Below are 17,588 nucleotides of genomic sequence, written 5' to 3'. Positions count from 1 at the left end.
GAGCGCGTCAACGGGCAAAACGGGCCGCCTCGTTGCGATGCCCGGTTGCTCCCCGGTCGTCCCCGCGCCCCCTTGTCCGGGAGCGCGGGGACGCCTCGCCCCGCATGTCGGAAACCACATCCGACCTGCGCGTCTATCGGCGCTTCTTACCGCCCTCGCCGAGCAGGCCGGCCTTGCGGAGGGCGTCCGCCATCGCGCTGTTGGCGGGCGCGGGCGCCGCCGAACGGTCCCGGCCGCCGCGGTCCCCGCGGTCGTTCCGGTTTCCGCCCTCGGCCCGCCGGCCACCGCCCTGACGCTGCTGCGGCGGCCGGCCGGAGCGCTCGCCCCGGTCGCCGCGCTCGCCCCGCTCGCGCCGGGGCGCGCCGCCCTGGGCGTCGGCGCCCGCCTCGTCGTCGAGCCGCAGCGTCAGCGAGATCCGCTTGCGTGGGATGTCCACGTCCAGGACCTTCACCTTGACCACGTCGCCGGGCTTCACCACGTCGCGCGGGTCCTTGACGAAGGTCTTCGACATCGCCGACACGTGGACCAGACCGTCCTGGTGCACACCGACGTCCACGAACGCGCCGAACGCGGCCACGTTGGTGACGACACCCTCCAGGACCATCCCGGACGCGAGGTCGCCGATCTTCTCGACGCCCTCCTTGAAGGTGGCCGTACGGAACGCCGGGCGCGGGTCGCGCCCGGGCTTCTCCAGCTCGCGCAGGATGTCCGTCACCGTCGGCAGACCGAAGGTCTCGTCGACGAAGTCGTCCGCGCGCAGCGAGCGCAGCGTGCCCGTGTCGCCGATCAGCGCCGCGACCTCGCCGCCGGTCGTCTTCACCATCCGGCGCACCACCGGATACGCCTCCGGGTGGACCGAGGAGGCGTCGAGCGGGTCGTCGCCGCCCCGGATGCGCAGGAAGCCCGCGCACTGCTCGTACGCCTTCGGCCCGAGCCGGGCCACGTCCTTGAGCGCCCGGCGGGAGCGGAACGGGCCATTGGCGTCCCGGTGCGCGACGATGTTCTCCGCGAGGCCGGAGCTGATGCCCGAGACCCGCGAAAGCAGCGGCGCCGAGGCGGTGTTGACGTCCACGCCGACACCGTTCACACAGTCCTCGACGACCGCGTCGAGCGAGCGGGAGAGCTTCACCTCGGCCAGGTCGTGCTGGTACTGGCCGACGCCGATGGACTTCGGGTCGATCTTCACCAGCTCGGCCAGCGGGTCCTGGAGCCGCCGGGCGATGGAGACGGCACCGCGCAACGACACGTCGAGGCCCGGGAGTTCCTGCGAGGCGAAGGCGGAGGCCGAGTAGACCGAGGCGCCGGCCTCGGAGACCATGACCTTGGTCAGCTTCAGCTCGGGGTGCTTGGCGAGGAGTTCGGCCGCCAGCTTGTCGGTCTCGCGCGAGGCCGTGCCGTTGCCGATCGCGACCAGCTCGACCGCGTGCTCCTTCGCGAGCCGCGCCAGCTTCTCCAGCGCCTGGTCCCACTTGTTGGCGGGGACGTGCGGGTAGATCGTGTCGGTGGCGACGACCTTGCCGGTCGCGTCGACGACGGCGACCTTCACGCCCGTACGGAAACCGGGGTCGAGCCCGAGCGTGGCGCGGGTGCCGGCCGGCGCGGCGAGGAGCAGGTCCCGCAGGTTCGCCGCGAAGACCCGGACCGCCTCGTCCTCGGCGGCCGTCCGCAGCCGCAGCCGCAGGTCGATCCCGAGGTGCACCAGGATGCGGGTCCGCCAGGCCCAGCGGACCGTGTCCCGGAGCCACTTGTCCCCGGGGCGGCCCCGGTCGGCGACGCCGAAGCGGCCCGCGACGATCCCCTCGTACGAGGAAGGGCCCTCGGTGGGCTCCTCCGGCTCCAGCTCCAGGCTGAGGGCGTCCTCCTTCTCGCCGCGCAGCATGGCGAGCACCCGGTGCGAGGGCAGCGCGGTGAAGGGCTCGGCGAAGTCGAAGTAGTCGGCGAACTTCGCTCCGGCCTCCTCCTGGCCCTCGCGCACCTTCGCCACGAGCCGCCCGCGGCCCCACATGCGCTCGCGCAGCTCGCCGATGAGGTCGGCGTCCTCGGAGAACTTCTCGGCGAGGATCGCCCGCGCCCCCTCCAGGGCCGCGGCGGCGTCCGCGACGCCCTTGTCCGCGTCCACGAAGGCCGCCGCGGCGGCCGCCGGCTCGACGGACGGGTCGCCGAGCAGGCCCTCGGCCAGCGGCTCCAGACCGGCCTCGCGGGCGATCTGGGCCTTCGTCCGGCGCTTCGGCTTGAACGGCAGGTAGATGTCCTCCAGGCGCGCCTTGGTGTCGGCGGCCCGGATGCTCGCCTCCAGCTCGTCCGTCAGCTTCCCCTGCTCGCGGACCGAGTCGAGGATCGCCGACCGGCGGTCCTCCAGCTCGCGCAGATAGCGCAGCCGCTCCTCGAGCGTGCGCAGTTGCGCGTCGTCGAGCATCTCGGTCGCTTCCTTGCGGTAGCGCGCGATGAACGGCACGGTCGAACCGCCGTCGAGGAGCTCGACGGCTGCCTTCACCTGTCGCTCGCGTACGCCGAGCTCCTCGGCGATCCTTGCTTCGATGGACGTCGTCACGGTGTCCCGACTCGCCTTCTCGTGCCTCAAGCTTGCGAGTGCATTCTGCCGGGTCGGTCACCCGGACGCGGCAACCGACCCGTCCCGCGCGTCACCGGTCCGCCGGGTCAGCCCTTGCCGACCAGGTCCGCCGGGAAGGCGCCCGCGCCGGCCGCCGTGAACAGGAAGCCGCGTCCCAGCTCGGTGAGGCGCTCGACACCGGCCGCGCCGAGGTGCTCGTACGGGGCGGAGTCGAGGCGGTCGGTGTGCTCCTCCAGCTCGGCGCGCAGCGCCGTGCCCGAGTCCGTCAGCTCGCCGTCCGCGTCGAGGAGTCCGCGCCCGCGCAGCCGCTCCGTCGCCGCCTCCCAGTCGGCGCGGCCCCAGCCGCGCGTGCCGAGGACCCAGCGCGGGGCCATGCCCTTGCCGGTGGCGGTGTGCGAGGCGAGGGCCTCGACGGGGTCGAGCCCGGCGGAGAGCAGCGCGGAGAGGTGGCCGTCGCCCCGGTGCTCGCGGAGCAGGGTGGCGGCGTACCAGTAGGCGAGGTGGGGCTCCTCGGGCACCGGCAGGTCGGCGTGGGCGGAGTAGAGCGGCCGGGCGTGCCGGGTGCAGGCCTCGGTGGCGCGCAGGGCGAGCTCCGCCGCCTCGGCCATCTCCGGGGAGGCGACGGCCTCGTCGCCGAGCAGCCGGCGCAGGGTCGCGTCCACGGTCCGCAGGCGCGCGTCCAGGACCTCGGCGGGGGAGGCGGTCTCCCAGACGCCCGGGAGGTGCCGGGCGAGCAGCTCGTGGTTGTAGTTGTAGAAGGCCGCGGCGACCGTGCCCGCGCCCACCGCGCCGAGCGCGGCGCTCCGCGCGGCGAGCCGCATCGCGCTCGGGTCGGTGAATCCGAGGGCGGCGAACTCGCGGTCCAGGTCGGGCGAGAAGTACAGCGTGGAGTGCAGCGGGTTGAGGGCGTTGTGGCAGCGGCGTCCCGCGCGCGGGGGGAGAGCAGTCGTCATGGAGCCGAACGTTACCGACTGGTCGGTACGACGGGAACGGCCGGGCCGACCCGAGTGGACGCCGGGATGGCAGGAAAGGTGGGTTCTCCGTCGTTGCGGACGTCACGGGACCCGCCAAGGATGGAGCCATGACGCAGCGACCCGTCCTCGTCGTCCTCTTCGACGACGTCCAGAGCCTCGACGTCACCGGCCCCGTCGAGGTGTTCGCCGGTGCCGCCCGCGCCGCCGGGGACCCGTCCGCCTACCCGATCCGCACCGCCTCCCTGGACGGCGGACCGGTCCGTACGCACAGCGGACTGCGCCTGCTCCCCGACACCGGCCTCGACGCCGCGGTCGCCGACGGGCCCCCGCACACCCTCGTCGTCCCCGGCGGCGAGGGCACCCGCGCCCCCGACCCGGCCCTGATCGACTGGCTGCGCACCCACGCCCCGCAGGCCGAACGCCTGGTCTCCGTCTGCACCGGGGCCCTGCTCCTCGCCGAGGCCGGGCTCCTCGACGGGCGCCGGGCCACCACCCACTGGATCGCCTGCGACCACCTCGCCCGCCGCTACCCCGGGGTCGACGTGGACCCGGACCCCATCTTCGTACGGGACGGGCGGCTCTCCACCTCCGCCGGGGTCACCGCCGGCATCGACCTGGCCCTCGCCCTGGTCGAGGAGGACCTCGGACGGGACGTCGCCCTCACCGTCGCCCGCCACCTGGTCGTCTTCCTGCGCCGCCCGGGCAACCAGGCCCAGTTCAGCGCCCAGCTGTCCGCCCAGACCGCCCGCAGGGAGCCGCTGCGGGACCTCCAGCAGTGGATCAGCGAGCACCCCGGTGAGGACCTCTCCGTCGAGGCGCTCGCCGCCCGTGCCCGGCTCTCGCCACGCCACTTCGCCCGCGCCTTCCACGCGGAGACCGGCACCCCGCCCGGCCGCTACGTCGACCGGGTCCGGCTCGAACACGCCCGCCGCCTCCTGGAGGAGACCTCGCGCGGCGTCGAGGAGGTCGCCCGCGCCTCCGGGTACGGCACGCCCGAGGCGATGCGCCGCGCCTTCCTCAAAGCCCTGGGGACCGGCCCCGCGGAGTACCGCCGCCGCTTCCACTCGCCTGTCGACCGACTCCACTGAACCGAAAGGGACCTCCGTGCAGATCGCCGTCCTGCTCTACGACCGCTTCACCACCCTCGACGCCGTCGGCCCGTACGAGCTGCTCGCCCGCCTCCCCGGCGCCGAGACCGTCTTCGTGGCCAAGGAGGCGGGCCCGGTCCGCAACGACCAGGGCAGCCTCGCGCTCGTCGCCGACCGGAGCCTCGCCGAGGTCCCGCGCCCGGACATCGTCCTGGTCCCCGGCGGCCCCGACGCGCGCGTCGCCATGCACGACCAGGAGACCCTCGACTGGCTCCGTACGGCCGACGCCACCAGCACCTGGACCACCTCCGTCTGCACCGGCTCGCTGATCCTCGCCTCGGCGGGCCTGCTGAAGGACCGCCGGGCGACCACCCACTGGCTCGCCTTCGACGAACTGCGCGCCCTCGGCGTCGAGCCCACCGGCGAGCGGGTCGTCTTCGACGGCAAGTACGTCACGGCCGCCGGCGTCTCCTCCGGCATCGACATGGCGCTGCACCTGCTCGGCCGGATCGCCGGGGACGAGACCGCCCAGACGATCCAGCTGCTCACCGAGTACGACCCGCAGCCGCCGTACGACGCGGGCTCGCCGGAGAAGGCCCCGGCCGCGATCGTCGCGCGGTGGCGGAGCGTGAGGACGGAGGACCTCCCCCAGGGGAGCTGAGCGAAGGCCCGCCGGGCCTCAGAGCCCGTACGTGAAGCGGGGTGCGCGGCGCTCCAGGAAGGCGGCGACACCCTCGGCGGTGTCGCCGCTGCCGCGCGCCTGCTCGGCCCAGTGGGCGTCCCGGTCCAGCCGCCCGTCGGCGAACTCCTTGGCCGCCGCCTGGGTGAGCAGGGAGCGGGAGGCGAGCACCCGGGCGAATTCGGCCACCCGCTTGTCCAGTGCGCCCGCCGGGTGCAGCTCGTCCACGAACCCGGTCCGCAGCGCCCGCTCGGCCTCCATCAACTCGCCGGAGAACAGCAGGTACTTGGCGGTCGAGGGGCCGACCAGGGCGGTGAGCCTGCGGGTCGACGAGGACGGGTAGACGATCCCGAGCTTCGAGGGCGTGATCCCGAAGCGGGCGCCCTCCTCGGCGAAGCGGAGGTCGCAGGCGGCGGCGAGCTGGCTGCCGCCCCCGACGCAGAAGCCGCGGACGGCGGCGAGCGTCGGCTTCGGGAAGGCCGCGAGCGCCTCCTCGGCCCGTACCGCGAGCGTCTGCTGCTCGTCACCGGGCTCCCGCAGCGCCGAGATGTCCGCCCCGGCGCAGAAGGTGTCGCCCTCGCCGGTGAGGACCAGGACCCGGACGGCGGGGTCGGCGGCGAGCCGCTCCAGGAGGCCGGGCAGGGCGCGCCACATTCCGGCGCTCATCGCGTTGCGCTTGGCGGGGTTGGCGATGACGACGGTGGCGATCCCGTCCGTGACGCTGTCCTTCAGCTGCGGCTCCATGGGGCGGATGCTATCCGCCGGGCCCGAACGTACGATCAGGAAGGGTGGGGTGGGTGGTGTGCGGGCCGCAGTGCGGCCGGAGCCGCGAGCCCGCCTCCGGAGTTCTCAGAAACCGTGCAGGATCAGTCGAACAACTGACGTTGGCATACTCGGCCGATCAGAAGGTGGCCGATAAGTGTCGACTTCTGGTCAGTAGGTAGGTCGGCCCGCGCGCATTGCCAAGACTCGATCCGTGGCGAGAATCGAGCACGAAGGTGGGAACGGGACCGTGGAGACCCACGGAGGCGCCCCCGCCGGGCAACCGTCCTACGAAGGAGTCTGGCGCTTCACCGCTGCAGCGGTCGACGTCTCCGTCCCGCAGGCCCGGCACGCGGTACGCGACCTGCTGGTCCGCCAGGGCGTCCCGGTCCATCAGGAGATCATGGACGGCCTGCTGCTGATCGTCTCCGAGCTGGTGACCAACGCCGTGCGGCACGCGGCGCTGCTCTCCCCGGAAATAGCGGTCGAGGTCGCGATCGGCCCCGAATGGATCAGGGTGTCCGTCGAGGACAACCACCCGTACCGTCCCAAGGCCCTGGAGGCGGACTGGGGGCAGACCGGCGGCCGTGGGCTCCTCCTGGTCCGTGAGATCGCGCAGGAGGCCGGCGGCGCCTGCGACGTCGAGCACACCGCGAGCGGCGGGAAGATCATCTGGGCGGCGCTGCCCCTGGGGCCCGTCTGACGGTTCCCGCCGGGGCGGCGCGCACGGTCGGACGGGCCCCGGCCCCGATGGCACCGGGGCCGGGAGGGGTGTGTCCGGCGTGGGTGGTCACCAGCCCCCGGACGGACCCGTCAGCTCCCTGATCGCCGGACGCGCCGCGTCCAGGACCGTCATGAACCAGGCGGAGAAGGGCGCGGCGGCGTGCCGCTCGACCAGCTCGTCGGCGGTCACGAAGGCGGTGGACTCGATCTCCTCGGGGTCCGGCCGCGGCTCGGCCTGCACCAGGCCGACGAAGAGGTGGTTGAACTCCTGCTCCACCAGACCCGAGGCCGGGTCCGGGTGGTTGTAGCGGACGGTGCCGGCCTCCGCGAGCAGCGTCGGCGAGACGCCCAGCTCCTCGAAGGTGCGCCGGGCCGCCGCGGCGAAGGGGGCCTCGCCGGGGTAGGGATGGCCGCAGCAGGTGTTCGACCAGACGCCGGGGGAGTGGTACTTGCCGAGCGCCCGCCGCTGGAGCAGCAGCCGGCCCGACTCGTCGAAGAGGAAGACGGAGAAGGCGCGGTGGAGCTGCCCCGGAGCCTGGTGCGCGGCGAGCTTCTCCGCGGTGCCGATGGTCCTCCCCTCCTCGTCGACCAGTTCGAGCATGATCGGCGCCGGGACTCCGGACGGCTGGACACCGTTCGACGCGATCTCCGGCGAGATCTGAGCCGCGGTGGCTGGTGTGGTCGGCATACCCATCCTTCGCATCGGTCCTCGGCCCGGTGGGGCCACCACAGTCTGCCGTACAAAAGCGGCTTGTCCGTACTTCGGCGGCCGGACGTGGCCGCTCCCACCACACCGGAGTACAGCCGGTGCGGCGGGAGCGGGAGGGACTCTACGGGGCACTACACCCCGAAAGGTGCCGGATAGACGAGTGTGCCCGGCGGGACGGGTGTCGAACCGTCCAGGACGAGCGCCATCATCGCCTCGTCCGGGACCTCGAAACCTGGCTTGATTCCATACTCGGACGCCCGTACGAACCCGAACCGCGGGTAGTACTCCGGATGGCCCAGGACGAGCACGAGCGGTTCGCCCCGCAGCCGGGCCGCGTCGAGCACGGCCCGGACGACGGCCTGCCCGGCCCCCGTCCGCTGGTGCGCGGGAGCCACCGAGACCGGGGCGAGCGCGGCCGCGGGGACGCCGTCCACCAGGCAGCGGGTGATCATCGCGTGCGCCGCGACCGTGCCGTCCGGGGCCTCGGCCACGTACGACAGACCCGGCAGCCAGGCGTCGTGGACGCGGAGCGCCTCGACGAGATCGGCCTCCGTCTCCGAGGGCGCCGCCTCCGACCCGAAGGCCGTGGCCACGACCCGGCGGATGTCCGCCGCGTCCGCGTCGGTCTCGGGGCGGGTGCGCCAGCGCGGATCGGCGGGCCGCAGGACGAAGCCGGCGTACCCGTAGTCGGAGCCGTGGTCGCGGCGCAGCGCGATCTCGGCGCGGGCCCCGGCCACCGCCTCGGCCATGCCGGGCACGGTGGTGTCCGCCGCGTCGGCGTGCGCGGCGAGCGGGACGTAGTACTCGTCCCAGTCGCCGTCGGGCTGCGGGACGGTGCCCAGGACGTGGTAGCCGGCCTCGATCGCCGCCGCCGCGTTCCCGGCGACGGTACGGAGCCGGTAGTGGTCCTCCCAGAAGCCCCGGGCCGCCGGGCCCGGCTCCTCGGTGGTCCAGACGCACTCGGTGAGCACCAGGGTGCCCCCGGGGGCCAGGAGCCTGCGCCATTCGGCCAGTGCCCGGTCGAAGCCGAGGACGAAGACCGAGCTCTCGGCCCAGACCAGGTCGAAGGAGCCGTCGGGGAACGGCAGTGCGCCCATGTCGGCGTTCAGGGTGTGGACCGAACCGTCGAGCCCGCGGGCGGCGGCGGTCTCCCGCAGCTCCGCGAGGAACGGTTCGTGGGTGTCGACGGCGGTCACCTCGGCGCCCGCCTCGGCGGCCAGGAGCAGCGCGGAACGGCCGGGGCCGCAGCCCAGGTCGAGCACGCGCGGGCGCTCCGGAAGCCTCCCCGCGAGCGCGAGGAGCCGGCGGGTGGTGGTGTCGGAGCCGGGACCCTGCCGCGGCAGACCGTGGTGCAGGGCGAAGAAGGAGTCGTGCAGAGCGTTGTCGGACAACGTGGGAAACCCTTGGTGACGAGGGTCCCGGCCGACGACGTGACGTACCGGTGGGAAGACCGGGATCAGGTCAGCCGGAGACCCGGAGGCTGAGGGACGACCGGGCGCTGCCGCACTGGGCAGCCTCCATCGCGACGGTCATCAACCTCAGCTCCTCTCCACACGTGTTCGTACGAAAAGACTAACAGGTGGCGGTCGGCCCGGGGAGGGCATCCGCTCCCCGGGCTCCCGGGGCGGAGCCGCTCAGAGGCAGAGCTTCGCCTCGTGCTCCGCGTGCCCGGCGGGCTCCAGCTGGAAGGTGCAGTGCTCCACGTCGAAGTGCGAGCCCAGGCAGCCCTGGAGGTCGTGCAGCATCTTCTCGTGCCCGACCGAGTCCAGCGCGCCCTGGTCGACGACCACGTGCGCGGAGAGCACCGGCATCCCCGAGGTGATCGTCCAGGCGTGCAGGTCGTGCACGTCCTCGACGCCCGGCAGGGCCAGGATGTGCGCCCGTACCTCCGCCATGTCGACGCCCTTGGGGGCCGCCTCCAGGAGCACGTCCAGGGTCTCGCGCAGCAGCTTGAGCGTACGGGGCACGATCATCAGGCCGATCAGGATCGAGGCGATCGGGTCGGCGTACTGCCAGCCCGTCGCCAGGATGATCCCGGAGGCGACGATCACGGTGACCGAGCCCAGCGCGTCCGCGAGCACCTCCAGATACGCCCCGCGCACGTTGAGGCTCTCCTTCTGGCCCCGCATGAGCAGCGACAGCGAGATCACGTTGGCCACCAGGCCGACCGCGGCGAAGGCGATCGCCAGACCGCCCTTGGTCTCGGCCGGCTCCAGGAACCGCTGGACCGCCTCGTACAGCACGTAGCCGCCGACGACGAGGAGCAGCAGGCAGTTGGCGAGCGCCGCCAGGATCTCGGCCCGGGCGAACCCGAACGTGCGGTTCCCCGAGGGCGGCCGGTTCGCGAAGTGGATCGCGAGGAGCGCCATCGCGAGGCCGACGGCGTCGGTCGCCATGTGCGCCGCGTCGGCGATCAGCGCGAGCGAGTCGGCGACCAGGCCGCCGATGATCTCGATCACCATCACGGAGAGCGTGATGCCGAGCGCGATCCGCAGTCGGTTCCTGTACGCGGCGCCCGCCGTACCCGTCGGCGGCGGGCCGCCGTGGCTGTGCCCGTGGTCGTGTCCAGCCCCCATGACAAGGCCTCCCGGTCGTGTCGTGTGTGTGCCCCGATTCGCAAGTGAACTACGGGTGGGGGGTATGTGCAACACGGTACTGAACACCGTTGTCATATGCTCTGACCTGCGACGACGTCCGATCGGGGGGATCCGGCCACCGGCCTCCCGGAACGGGGTTTGTGGGGTGGGCCGCCGATCGCCCATGATGATCTCCACAGGACGCGGCGCACCCGGACGGACACGGACGGTCCCGGGGGAGTCCTGCCGGAGAAGCCTCGGTGAACTCGCCTTCCGTTCATCCGATAGCCTCAGCCGACGTGTCGCCGCCCGGTGCCGGGCCGCACCGCCGCGCCGGGGCCGCCATGGCCCCGCCGGCCCCTCCGTCAGCTCCAAGGAGTGAGTTCGTCTGTCGACCGCCATCCTCACCGGCCCGCCGGCACCCGGATCCTCGCTCGACGGTGATCTGCGGTCGCTCGGCTTCGACGTCCGGATCGCCTCCGGCGCCGAGGAGGCCGGCGCCCTGCTGGCCGCCGTCCCGGCGGGCGAGCGCGTCGCGCTCGTCGACCCCCGGTTCGTCGGCCACCTGCACGCGCTGCGCCTCACCCTGACCGACCCCCGCTTCCCCGCGGCCGCCGCCCCCGGCGCGCTCACCGCGCAGCGCGAGGCCCGCCCCGCGCTCGCCCGCGCCCTGGACGCGGTCTCCGCGACCTCCGGGACCGGCGCCGGAGCCGGCACGCTCACCGACGGCCTCACCGACTCGCTCGCCGAGGCCCTCGACGCCGACGGCGTCGCCGTGCACCGGCCCCAGCTCGGCACCCTCGTCGCCACCGTGCCCACCGACGCGGAGGCCCGCCACGAGGCCCGCGCCGCCGTGGACGCCGTCGACGACGAGGCCGTACGCCTGCGCTCAGCCGTCAAGGCGCACGACGGCTTCTTCACCACCTTCTTCATCAGTCCGTACTCGCGCTACATCGCCCGCTGGTGCGCGCGCCGCGGACTGACCCCCAACCAGGTCACCACCGCCTCGCTGCTCACCGCCCTGATCGCGGCCGGCTGCGCGGCGACCGGCGAGCGCGGCGGCTACATCGCCGCCGGCGTCCTGCTGCTGGTCTCCTTCGTCCTCGACTGCACGGACGGGCAGCTCGCCCGCTACGCGCTCAAGTACTCGACGATGGGCGCCTGGCTCGACGCCACCTTCGACCGGGCCAAGGAGTACGCCTTCTACGCGGGCCTCGCCCTCGGCGCCGCCCGCAACGGCGACGACGTCTGGGCCCTCGCGCTCGGCGCCATGGTCCTCATGACCTGCCGGCACGTCGTGGACTTCTCGTTCAACGAGGCCAACCACGACGCGACGGCCAACACGAGCCCCACGGCCTCCCTCTCCAACCGGCTCGACAGCGTCGGCTGGACGGTCTGGGCCCGCCGCATGATCATCCTGCCGATCGGCGAGCGCTGGGCGATGATCGCCGTCCTCACCGCCTTCACCAGCCCCCGGATCGTCTTCTGGGCGCTGATCGTCGGCTGCGCCTTCGGCGCCTGCTACACCACGGCCGGCCGCGTCCTGCGCTCCCTGACCCGCAAGGCGAAGCGGACCGACCGGGCGGCCCAGGCACTGGCCGACCTCGCGGACTCGGGCCCGCTGGCCGGGATCGCGGGCCGGATCTTCGGCCGCGCCGGACTCCAGATGCTCCCCGGGTTCGTCCTCGCCTTCGTCGCGGCGGGCGTGTTGATCCCCGCGGTCCTCGGCCGCCCCTTCGGGGACCGCGGGACCGTCGTCGCCGCGGCCCTGTACGTGATGTTCGCCGGCGCCGCCGTCGCCCGCCCCCTCAAGGGCGCCCTCGACTGGCTGGTCCCCCCGCTCTTCCGTGCCGCCGAGTACACCACCGTCCTCGTCCTCGCGGCCCGCTCCGACTCCCCGCACGCCCTGCCCGCCGCATTCGGGCTGGTCGCGGCGGTCGCCTACCATCACTACGACACGGTGTACCGCATCCGCGGCGGCACCGGCGCGCCGCCCGCCTGGCTGGTGCGCGTCACCGGCGGACACGAGGGGCGCACGCTCCTGGTGACCGTCCTCGCCGCCCTGCTGGCGGACCGCGGCGACGACTTCACCCTGGCACTGACCGCGCTCGCGGTCGCCGTCGCACTGGTGGTGCTCGTGGAGTCCATCCGCTTCTGGGTCTCCTCCGGAGCACCCGCCGTTCACGACGAAGGAGAAACAGCATGATCGGCCTCGTACTGGCAGCCGGTGCCGGACGGCGTCTGCGCCCCTACACCGAGACGCTTCCGAAGGCCCTCGTGCCCGTGTCCGGCGAGGGCACCGAGAACGAGCTGACCATCCTCGACGGCACGCTCAAGAACTTCGCCGAGATCGGCCTCACCGAGGTCGCCATCGTCGTCGGCTACCGCAAGGAGGCCGTCTACGACCGCAAGGACGCCCTGGAGGCCAAGTACGGCCTCAAGATCACCCTCGTCGACAACGACAAGGCCGAGGAGTGGAACAACGCCTACTCCCTGTGGTGCGCCCGTGAGGTCCTCAAGCGCGGTGTGATCCTCGCCAACGGCGACACCGTCCACCCGGTCTCCGTCGAGAAGACCCTCCTCGCCGCCCGCGGCAACGGCCAGAAGATCATCCTCGCCCTCGACACGGTGAAGAACCTCGCCGACGAGGAGATGAAGGTCATCACCGCCGAGGGCAAGGGCGTCCAGCGCATCACCAAGCTCATGGACCCGGCCACCGCCACCGGCGAGTACATCGGCGTCACCCTCATCGAGGCCGAGGCCGCCGAGGAGCTCGCCGACGCCCTCAAGGCCACCTTCGAGCGCGACCCCGACCTCTACTACGAGGACGGCTACCAGGAGCTGGTCAACCGCGGCTTCACCGTCGACGTGGCCCCCATCGGCGACGTCAAGTGGGTCGAGATCGACAACCACGACGACCTCGCGAAGGGCCGTGAGATCGCGTGCCAGTACTGACCCGGCTGATCCCTTCGCCGGTCGTCGTCGACATCCGCAGGGGAGCGCTGGACGACCTGTCCGCGCTCCTCGCGGACCAGCGGATCTCCAGCAACGGCAAGATCGCCGTCGCCATCAGCGGCGGCTCGGGCCTCAAGCTGCGTGACCACTTCGCCCCCGAGCTGCCCGGCGCCGACTGGTACCCGGTCTCGGGCGGCACGATCGACGAGGCCGTGAAGCTCGCCGACGCCATGCGCGGCAAGCGGTACGACGCCGTGGTCGCCCTCGGCGGCGGCAAGATCATCGACGTGACGAAGTACGCGGCGGCCCGGGTCGGGCTGCCGCTGGTGGCCATCGCCACCAACCTGTCGCACGACGGGATCTGCTCGCCGATCTCCACGCTGGACAACGACAACGGGCGCGGCTCCTACGGGGTGCCCACCCCGATCGCGCTGGTCATCGACCTCGACGTGATCCGGGACGCCCCCGTGCGGTACGTCCGCTCCGGCATCGGCGACGCGATCTCCAACCTCTCCGCCATCGCGGACTGGGAGCTCTCGCACCGCGAGACCGGCGAGAAGGTCGACGGCCTCGCGGCCGCCATGGCCCGCAGCGCCGGCGAGGCCGTGCTCCGCCACCCCGGCGGCGTCGGCGACGACGACTTCCTCGTCACGCTCTCCGAGGGCCTGGTGATGTCCGGCATCGCCATGTCGATCAGCGGTGACAGCCGCCCCTCCTCGGGCGCCTGCCACGAGATCAGCCACGCCTTCGACCTGCTCTTCCCGGCCCGCGCCGCCAGCCACGGCGAGCAGTGCGGTCTCGGCGCGGCCTTCGCCATGCACCTGCGCGGCGACCGCGGCGGATCCGCGCTGATGGTCGAGACCCTGCGCCGGCACGGACTTCCCGTCCTGCCGGAGGAGATGGGCTTCACCGTGGACGAGTTCGTCCAGGCGGTGTCCTTCGCCCCGCAGACCCGGCCGGGCCGCTTCACCATCCTCGAACACCTCGACCTGTCCGACGACGAGATCAGGGACGCGTACGCCGACTATGCCAAATCCATCGGTAGCTGAGCTCCGTCCCGTGCGGAAGCCGACCGTCGCCGAGCTCCGCCCGGTCGTCCACCCCCCGGGTGTGAAGGACCGGCGGAGCGGTGAGCACTGGGGCGGCCGGCTCTACATGCGGGAGATCTCGCTCAGGATCACCCGTCAGCTCGTCGGCACCAAGGTCACGCCGAACCAGCTCACCTACGTCATGACGCTCGCGGGCGTCCTGGCCGCACCGGCCCTGCTGGTGCCCGGGATCCCCGGAGCGCTGCTGGGCGCGCTCATGGTCCAGCTCTACCTGCTGCTCGACTGCGTCGACGGCGAGGTGGCCCGCTGGAAGAAGCAGTTCTCGCTCGCCGGGGTGTACCTCGACCGGGTGGGCGCCTATCTGTGCGACGCGGCCGTCCTCGTCGGCTTCGGCCTGCGCGCCGCCGACCTGTGGGGCTCGGGCCGGATCGACTGGCTGTGGGCCTTCCTGGGCACGCTCGCCGCCCTCGGCGCCATCCTGATCAAGGCCGAGACCGACCTCGTCGGTGTCGCCCGCCACCAGGGCGGTCTGCCGCCGGTCAAGGAGGCGGCGTCCGAGCCGCGCTCCTCGGGCATGGCGCTGGCCCGCCGGGCCGCCGCCGCGCTCAAGTTCCACCGGCTGGTCCTCGGCATCGAGGCCTCGCTGCTCATCGTGGTCCTGGCGATCGCGGACCAGATCAGGGGAGACCTCTTCTTCACCCGGCTCGGTGTCGCCGTCCTCGCCGGCATCGCGCTGCTCCAGACCGTGCTGCACCTGGTGTCGATCATGGTCTCCAGCAGGCTGAAGTGAGGCCGGCCGTGAGTACGCCGCTCAGGGTGGGTGCCGTCATCATCACGATGGGCAACCGCCCCGACGACCTGCGCGCGCTGATCGACTCGGTCGCCAAGCAGGAGGGCGACCCGGTCGAGGTCGTCGTCGTCGGTCAGGGCACCCCGGTCACCGGGGTGCCCGACTGGGTGCGGACCGTCGACCTGCCCGAGAACCTGGGCATCCCGGGCGGCCGGAACGTCGGCATCGAGGCCTTCGGTCCCGGCGGCACCGACGTCGACGTCCTGCTCTTCCTCGACGACGACGGGCTGCTCGCCCACACGGACACCGCCGAACTGGTCCGGCAGGCCTTCACCGCCGACCCGCGCCTGGGCATCATCAGCTTCCGGATCGCCGATCCGGAGACCGGAGTCACCCAGCGCCGGCACGTGCCGCGGCTCCGCTCGGCCGATCCGATGCGCTCCTCGCGGGTGACCACCTTCCTCGGCGGCGCCAACGCCGTCCGCACCAAGGTCTTCGCCGAAGTCGGCGGTCTGCCGGACGAGTTCTTCTACGCGCACGAGGAGACCGACCTCGCCTGGCGCGCGCTCGACGCCGACTGGATGATCGACTACCGTTCCGACATGGTGCTGCTGCACCCCACCACAGCCCCGTCCCGGCACGCCTCGTACCACTTCAACGTGGCCCGCAACCGAGTGTGGCTGGCACGTCGCAATCTGCCCGCGCCCCTGGTGCCGGTCTATCTCGGCGTCTGGCTCCTGCTCACCCTGGCCCGGCGGCCCTCGCTCTCCGCGCTGAAGGCGTGGCTCGGCGGATTCCGCGCGGGCTGGGCGACCCCCTGCGGACCGCGCCGCCCCATGAGGTGGCGTACGGTGTGGCGGCTGACCCGGCTGGGTCGTCCACCGGTCGTCTGACATCGTGGTACCCCTCGTGCCGCGCATCTTGAACACGAAAGTTTCGACTGTGAGTGACACACACCAGGGCGGAGCGGTCGCGACCAGCGCGCCTCCGTCCTCCGTCGGCGAGGACCTGGCCCCGGCCGCCCTCGCCGCGAAGTACGGCCTCTCGGTCAGTGGCGCCCGGCCCGGTCTGTTCGAGTACGTCCGGGACCTGTGGAGCCGTCGCCACTTCATCCTGGCCTTCTCCTCGGCCAAGCTGACCGCGCAGTACAGCCAGGCCAAGCTCGGCCAGGTGTGGCAGGTGGCGACCCCCCTGCTGAACGCCCTGGTCTACTACCTGATCTTCGGGCTGATCCTGGGCGCGGGACAGGGGATGAGCAAGGACGTCTACATCCCCTTCCTCGTCACCGGCATCTTCGTGTTCACCTTCACCCAGAGCTCGGTCATGGCGGGCGTCCGGGCGATCTCGGGCAACCTCGGACTCGTCCGGGCCCTGCACTTCCCGCGCGCCACCCTGCCGATCTCCTTCTCGCTCCAGCAGCTCCAGCAGCTGCTGTTCTCGATGATCGTGCTCGTGGCGGTCGCGGTCTCCTTCGGCAGCTACCCGTCGCCGCGCTGGCTGCTCGTGGTCCCGGCGCTTGCCCTGCAGTTCGTGTTCAACATCGGACTCGCCATGATCGTGGCCAGGATGGGTGCCAAGACGCCCGACCTCGCCCAGCTGATGCCGTTCATCATGCGCACCTGGATGTACGCGTCCGGCGTCATGTTCTCGATCCCGGTCATGCTCCGCGACAAGCCGGACTGGATCGCCGACATCCTCATGTACAACCCGGCGGCGGTCTACATGGACCTCATCCGGTACGCCCTCATCGAGGGCTACAGCGCGCACAACCTGCCGGACCATGTCTGGATGACCGCCCTCGGCTGGGCCCTGGTCTTCGGCATCGGCGGCTTCGTCTACTTCTGGAAGGCCGAGGAGAGGTACGGCCGTGGCTGACACGAACCGCAGCAACGTCCCCACCGTCATCTGCGACGACGTCCACATCGTCTACCGGGTCAACGCCGGAGGCGGCGGCAAGGGCAGCGCCACGGCGGCGCTCAGCCGGATCGTCGGCCGCGGCAAGGCCGAGGTGTCCCGGGGTGTCCGCAAGGTCCACGCGGTCCGCGGCGTCACCTTCACCGCGTACCGGGGCGAGGCCATCGGCCTCATCGGCACCAACGGCTCCGGCAAGTCCACGCTCCTGCGGGCGATCGCCGGTCTGCTCCCCACCGAGAGCGGCAGGGTCTACACCGACGGGCAGCCGTCGCTCCTGGGCGTCAACGCGGCCCTCATGAACGACCTCACGGGCGAGCGCAACGTCATCCTGGGCGGCCTCGCCATGGGCATGAGCCGCGAGGAGGTGCGCTCCCGCTACGAGGACATCGTCGACTTCTCCGGCATCAACGAGAAGGGCGACTTCATCAGCCTGCCGATGCGGACGTACTCCTCCGGCATGGGCGCCCGGCTCCGCTTCGCCATCGCGGCGGCCAAGAACCACGACGTCCTCCTCATCGACGAGGCGCTGGCGACCGGTGACCGCAAGTTCCAGATCCGCTCCGAGGAGCGCATCCGCGAGCTCCGCAAGGAGGCCGGCACGGTCTTCCTGGTGAGCCACAGCAACAAGTCCATCCGGGACACCTGCGACCGGGTGCTCTGGCTGGAGAAGGGGCAGCTCCTGATGGACGGCCCCACGGACGAGGTCCTCAAGGCGTACGAGCGCGAGACCGCGCGCTAGTCCCCCGGACCCGCGAACCCCTGCCGGAAGCATCCGGTAGGGGTTCCTCCGTTTTCCG

General features: G+C 72.4%; 16 protein-coding genes. 10 read left to right on the top strand and 6 right to left on the bottom strand.

Going from position 1 to position 17,588, the window contains the following annotated elements; genetic code table 11:
* Positions 1–133: 133 nt before the first annotated feature.
* Both IE237_RS20045 and IE237_RS20040 read right to left on the bottom strand, forming a co-directional pair.
* Positions 134–2,551 (bottom strand): Tex family protein, encoded by a 2,418-nt coding sequence (locus IE237_RS20045; protein ID WP_189803415.1) that lies wholly within the window; start codon positions 2,549–2,551, stop codon positions 134–136.
* A gap of 107 nt (positions 2,552–2,658) precedes the next feature.
* Positions 2,659–3,525, bottom strand: coding sequence for an SCO6745 family protein (locus IE237_RS20040; RefSeq protein WP_189803414.1), 867 nt, complete (start codon positions 3,523–3,525; stop codon positions 2,659–2,661).
* Positions 3,526–3,653: 128 nt separating this feature from the next.
* Here IE237_RS20040 and IE237_RS20035 point away from each other — a divergent pair, with 128 nt between their 5' ends.
* Together IE237_RS20035 and IE237_RS20030 are read left to right on the top strand one after the other, a co-directional pair.
* The gene (locus IE237_RS20035) at positions 3,654–4,634 is read left to right on the top strand and encodes a GlxA family transcriptional regulator (protein WP_189803413.1); all 981 of its coding nucleotides are present in this window, start codon (positions 3,654–3,656) and stop codon (positions 4,632–4,634) included.
* Positions 4,635–4,650: 16 nt separating this feature from the next.
* Positions 4,651–5,295 carry a DJ-1/PfpI family protein gene (locus tag IE237_RS20030; RefSeq protein ID WP_189803412.1) on the top strand — a complete coding sequence of 215 codons (645 nt, stop codon included), beginning with the start codon at positions 4,651–4,653 and terminating at the stop codon, positions 5,293–5,295.
* An 18-nt stretch (positions 5,296–5,313) separates the two neighbouring features.
* Here the strand turns inward: IE237_RS20030 and IE237_RS20025 are convergent, their stop codons facing one another.
* Positions 5,314–6,057, bottom strand: coding sequence for an enoyl-CoA hydratase/isomerase family protein (locus tag IE237_RS20025; RefSeq protein WP_189803411.1), 744 nt, complete (start codon positions 6,055–6,057; stop codon positions 5,314–5,316).
* 268 nt (positions 6,058–6,325) lie between these two features.
* Here IE237_RS20025 and IE237_RS20020 point away from each other — a divergent pair, with 268 nt between their 5' ends.
* Complete coding sequence (locus IE237_RS20020; protein WP_189803410.1) at positions 6,326–6,778, top strand: ATP-binding protein; 453 nt, start codon at positions 6,326–6,328, stop codon at positions 6,776–6,778.
* Positions 6,779–6,865: 87 nt separating this feature from the next.
* Here the strand turns inward: IE237_RS20020 and idi are convergent, their stop codons facing one another.
* From idi to IE237_RS20005, 3 genes are all read right to left on the bottom strand, one after another.
* Complete coding sequence (gene idi / locus IE237_RS20015; RefSeq protein ID WP_189803409.1) at positions 6,866–7,486, bottom strand: isopentenyl-diphosphate Delta-isomerase; 621 nt, start codon at positions 7,484–7,486, stop codon at positions 6,866–6,868.
* Positions 7,487–7,638: 152 nt separating this feature from the next.
* A complete protein-coding gene (locus IE237_RS20010; RefSeq protein WP_189803408.1) occupies positions 7,639–8,898 on the bottom strand; it encodes a bifunctional class I SAM-dependent methyltransferase/N-acetyltransferase in 1,260 nt (419 codons plus the stop codon).
* 243 nt (positions 8,899–9,141) lie between these two features.
* Positions 9,142–10,083 carry a cation diffusion facilitator family transporter gene (locus IE237_RS20005; RefSeq protein ID WP_189803407.1) on the bottom strand — a complete coding sequence of 314 codons (942 nt, stop codon included), beginning with the start codon at positions 10,081–10,083 and terminating at the stop codon, positions 9,142–9,144.
* Between the two features lie 388 nt (positions 10,084–10,471).
* Here IE237_RS20005 and IE237_RS20000 point away from each other — a divergent pair, with 388 nt between their 5' ends.
* From IE237_RS20000 to IE237_RS19970, 7 genes are read left to right on the top strand one after another with little or no spacing between them, the layout of a single operon-like run.
* Complete coding sequence (locus tag IE237_RS20000) at positions 10,472–12,289, top strand: DUF5941 domain-containing protein (RefSeq protein WP_189803681.1); 1,818 nt, start codon at positions 10,472–10,474, stop codon at positions 12,287–12,289.
* Positions 12,286–13,038: a phosphocholine cytidylyltransferase family protein gene (locus IE237_RS19995; RefSeq protein WP_189803406.1), complete on the top strand. Its 753-nt coding sequence runs from the start codon at positions 12,286–12,288 to the stop codon at positions 13,036–13,038. The genes IE237_RS20000 and IE237_RS19995 overlap by 4 nt, the downstream gene beginning before the upstream one ends.
* A complete protein-coding gene (locus tag IE237_RS19990) occupies positions 13,026–14,087 on the top strand; it encodes an iron-containing alcohol dehydrogenase family protein (protein WP_189803405.1) in 1,062 nt (353 codons plus the stop codon). Before IE237_RS19995 ends, IE237_RS19990 begins: the two co-directional genes overlap by 13 nt.
* A gap of 10 nt (positions 14,088–14,097) precedes the next feature.
* The gene (locus IE237_RS19985) at positions 14,098–14,877 is read left to right on the top strand and encodes a CDP-alcohol phosphatidyltransferase family protein (protein WP_189803404.1); all 780 of its coding nucleotides are present in this window, start codon (positions 14,098–14,100) and stop codon (positions 14,875–14,877) included.
* A gap of 47 nt (positions 14,878–14,924) precedes the next feature.
* Positions 14,925–15,770, top strand: coding sequence for a glycosyltransferase family 2 protein (locus IE237_RS19980; RefSeq protein ID WP_189803680.1), 846 nt, complete (start codon positions 14,925–14,927; stop codon positions 15,768–15,770).
* A 49-nt stretch (positions 15,771–15,819) separates the two neighbouring features.
* Positions 15,820–16,752: an ABC transporter permease gene (locus IE237_RS19975; RefSeq protein ID WP_189803403.1), complete on the top strand. Its 933-nt coding sequence runs from the start codon at positions 15,820–15,822 to the stop codon at positions 16,750–16,752.
* Positions 16,745–17,530 carry an ABC transporter ATP-binding protein gene (locus IE237_RS19970; RefSeq protein ID WP_189803402.1) on the top strand — a complete coding sequence of 262 codons (786 nt, stop codon included), beginning with the start codon at positions 16,745–16,747 and terminating at the stop codon, positions 17,528–17,530. The genes IE237_RS19975 and IE237_RS19970 overlap by 8 nt, the downstream gene beginning before the upstream one ends.
* Positions 17,531–17,588 lie beyond the last annotated feature (58 nt).

It is taken from the genome of Streptomyces tanashiensis (assembly GCF_014648895.1).
Lineage (GTDB): Bacteria > Actinomycetota > Actinomycetes > Streptomycetales > Streptomycetaceae > Streptomyces > Streptomyces tanashiensis.
This window is presented reverse-complemented; position numbering and strand designations above follow the sequence as displayed.

Bases quoted from the DNA above. Each gene is read 5' to 3' on its own strand.
- IE237_RS20040 (WP_189803414.1), bottom strand. From the start codon at position 3,525: ATGACGACTGCTCTCCCCCCGCGCGCGGGACGCCGCTGCCACAACGCC.
- IE237_RS20035 (WP_189803413.1), top strand. From the start codon at position 3,654: ATGACGCAGCGACCCGTCCTCGTCGTCCTCTTCGACGACGTCCAGAGC.
- IE237_RS20025 (WP_189803411.1), bottom strand. From the start codon at position 6,057: ATGGAGCCGCAGCTGAAGGACAGCGTCACGGACGGGATCGCCACCGTC.
- idi (WP_189803409.1), bottom strand. From the start codon at position 7,486: ATGCCGACCACACCAGCCACCGCGGCTCAGATCTCGCCGGAGATCGCG.
- IE237_RS20005 (WP_189803407.1), bottom strand. From the start codon at position 10,083: ATGGGGGCTGGACACGACCACGGGCACAGCCACGGCGGCCCGCCGCCG.
- IE237_RS19995 (WP_189803406.1), top strand. From the start codon at position 12,286: ATGATCGGCCTCGTACTGGCAGCCGGTGCCGGACGGCGTCTGCGCCCC.
- IE237_RS19980 (WP_189803680.1), top strand. From the start codon at position 14,925: ATGGGCAACCGCCCCGACGACCTGCGCGCGCTGATCGACTCGGTCGCC.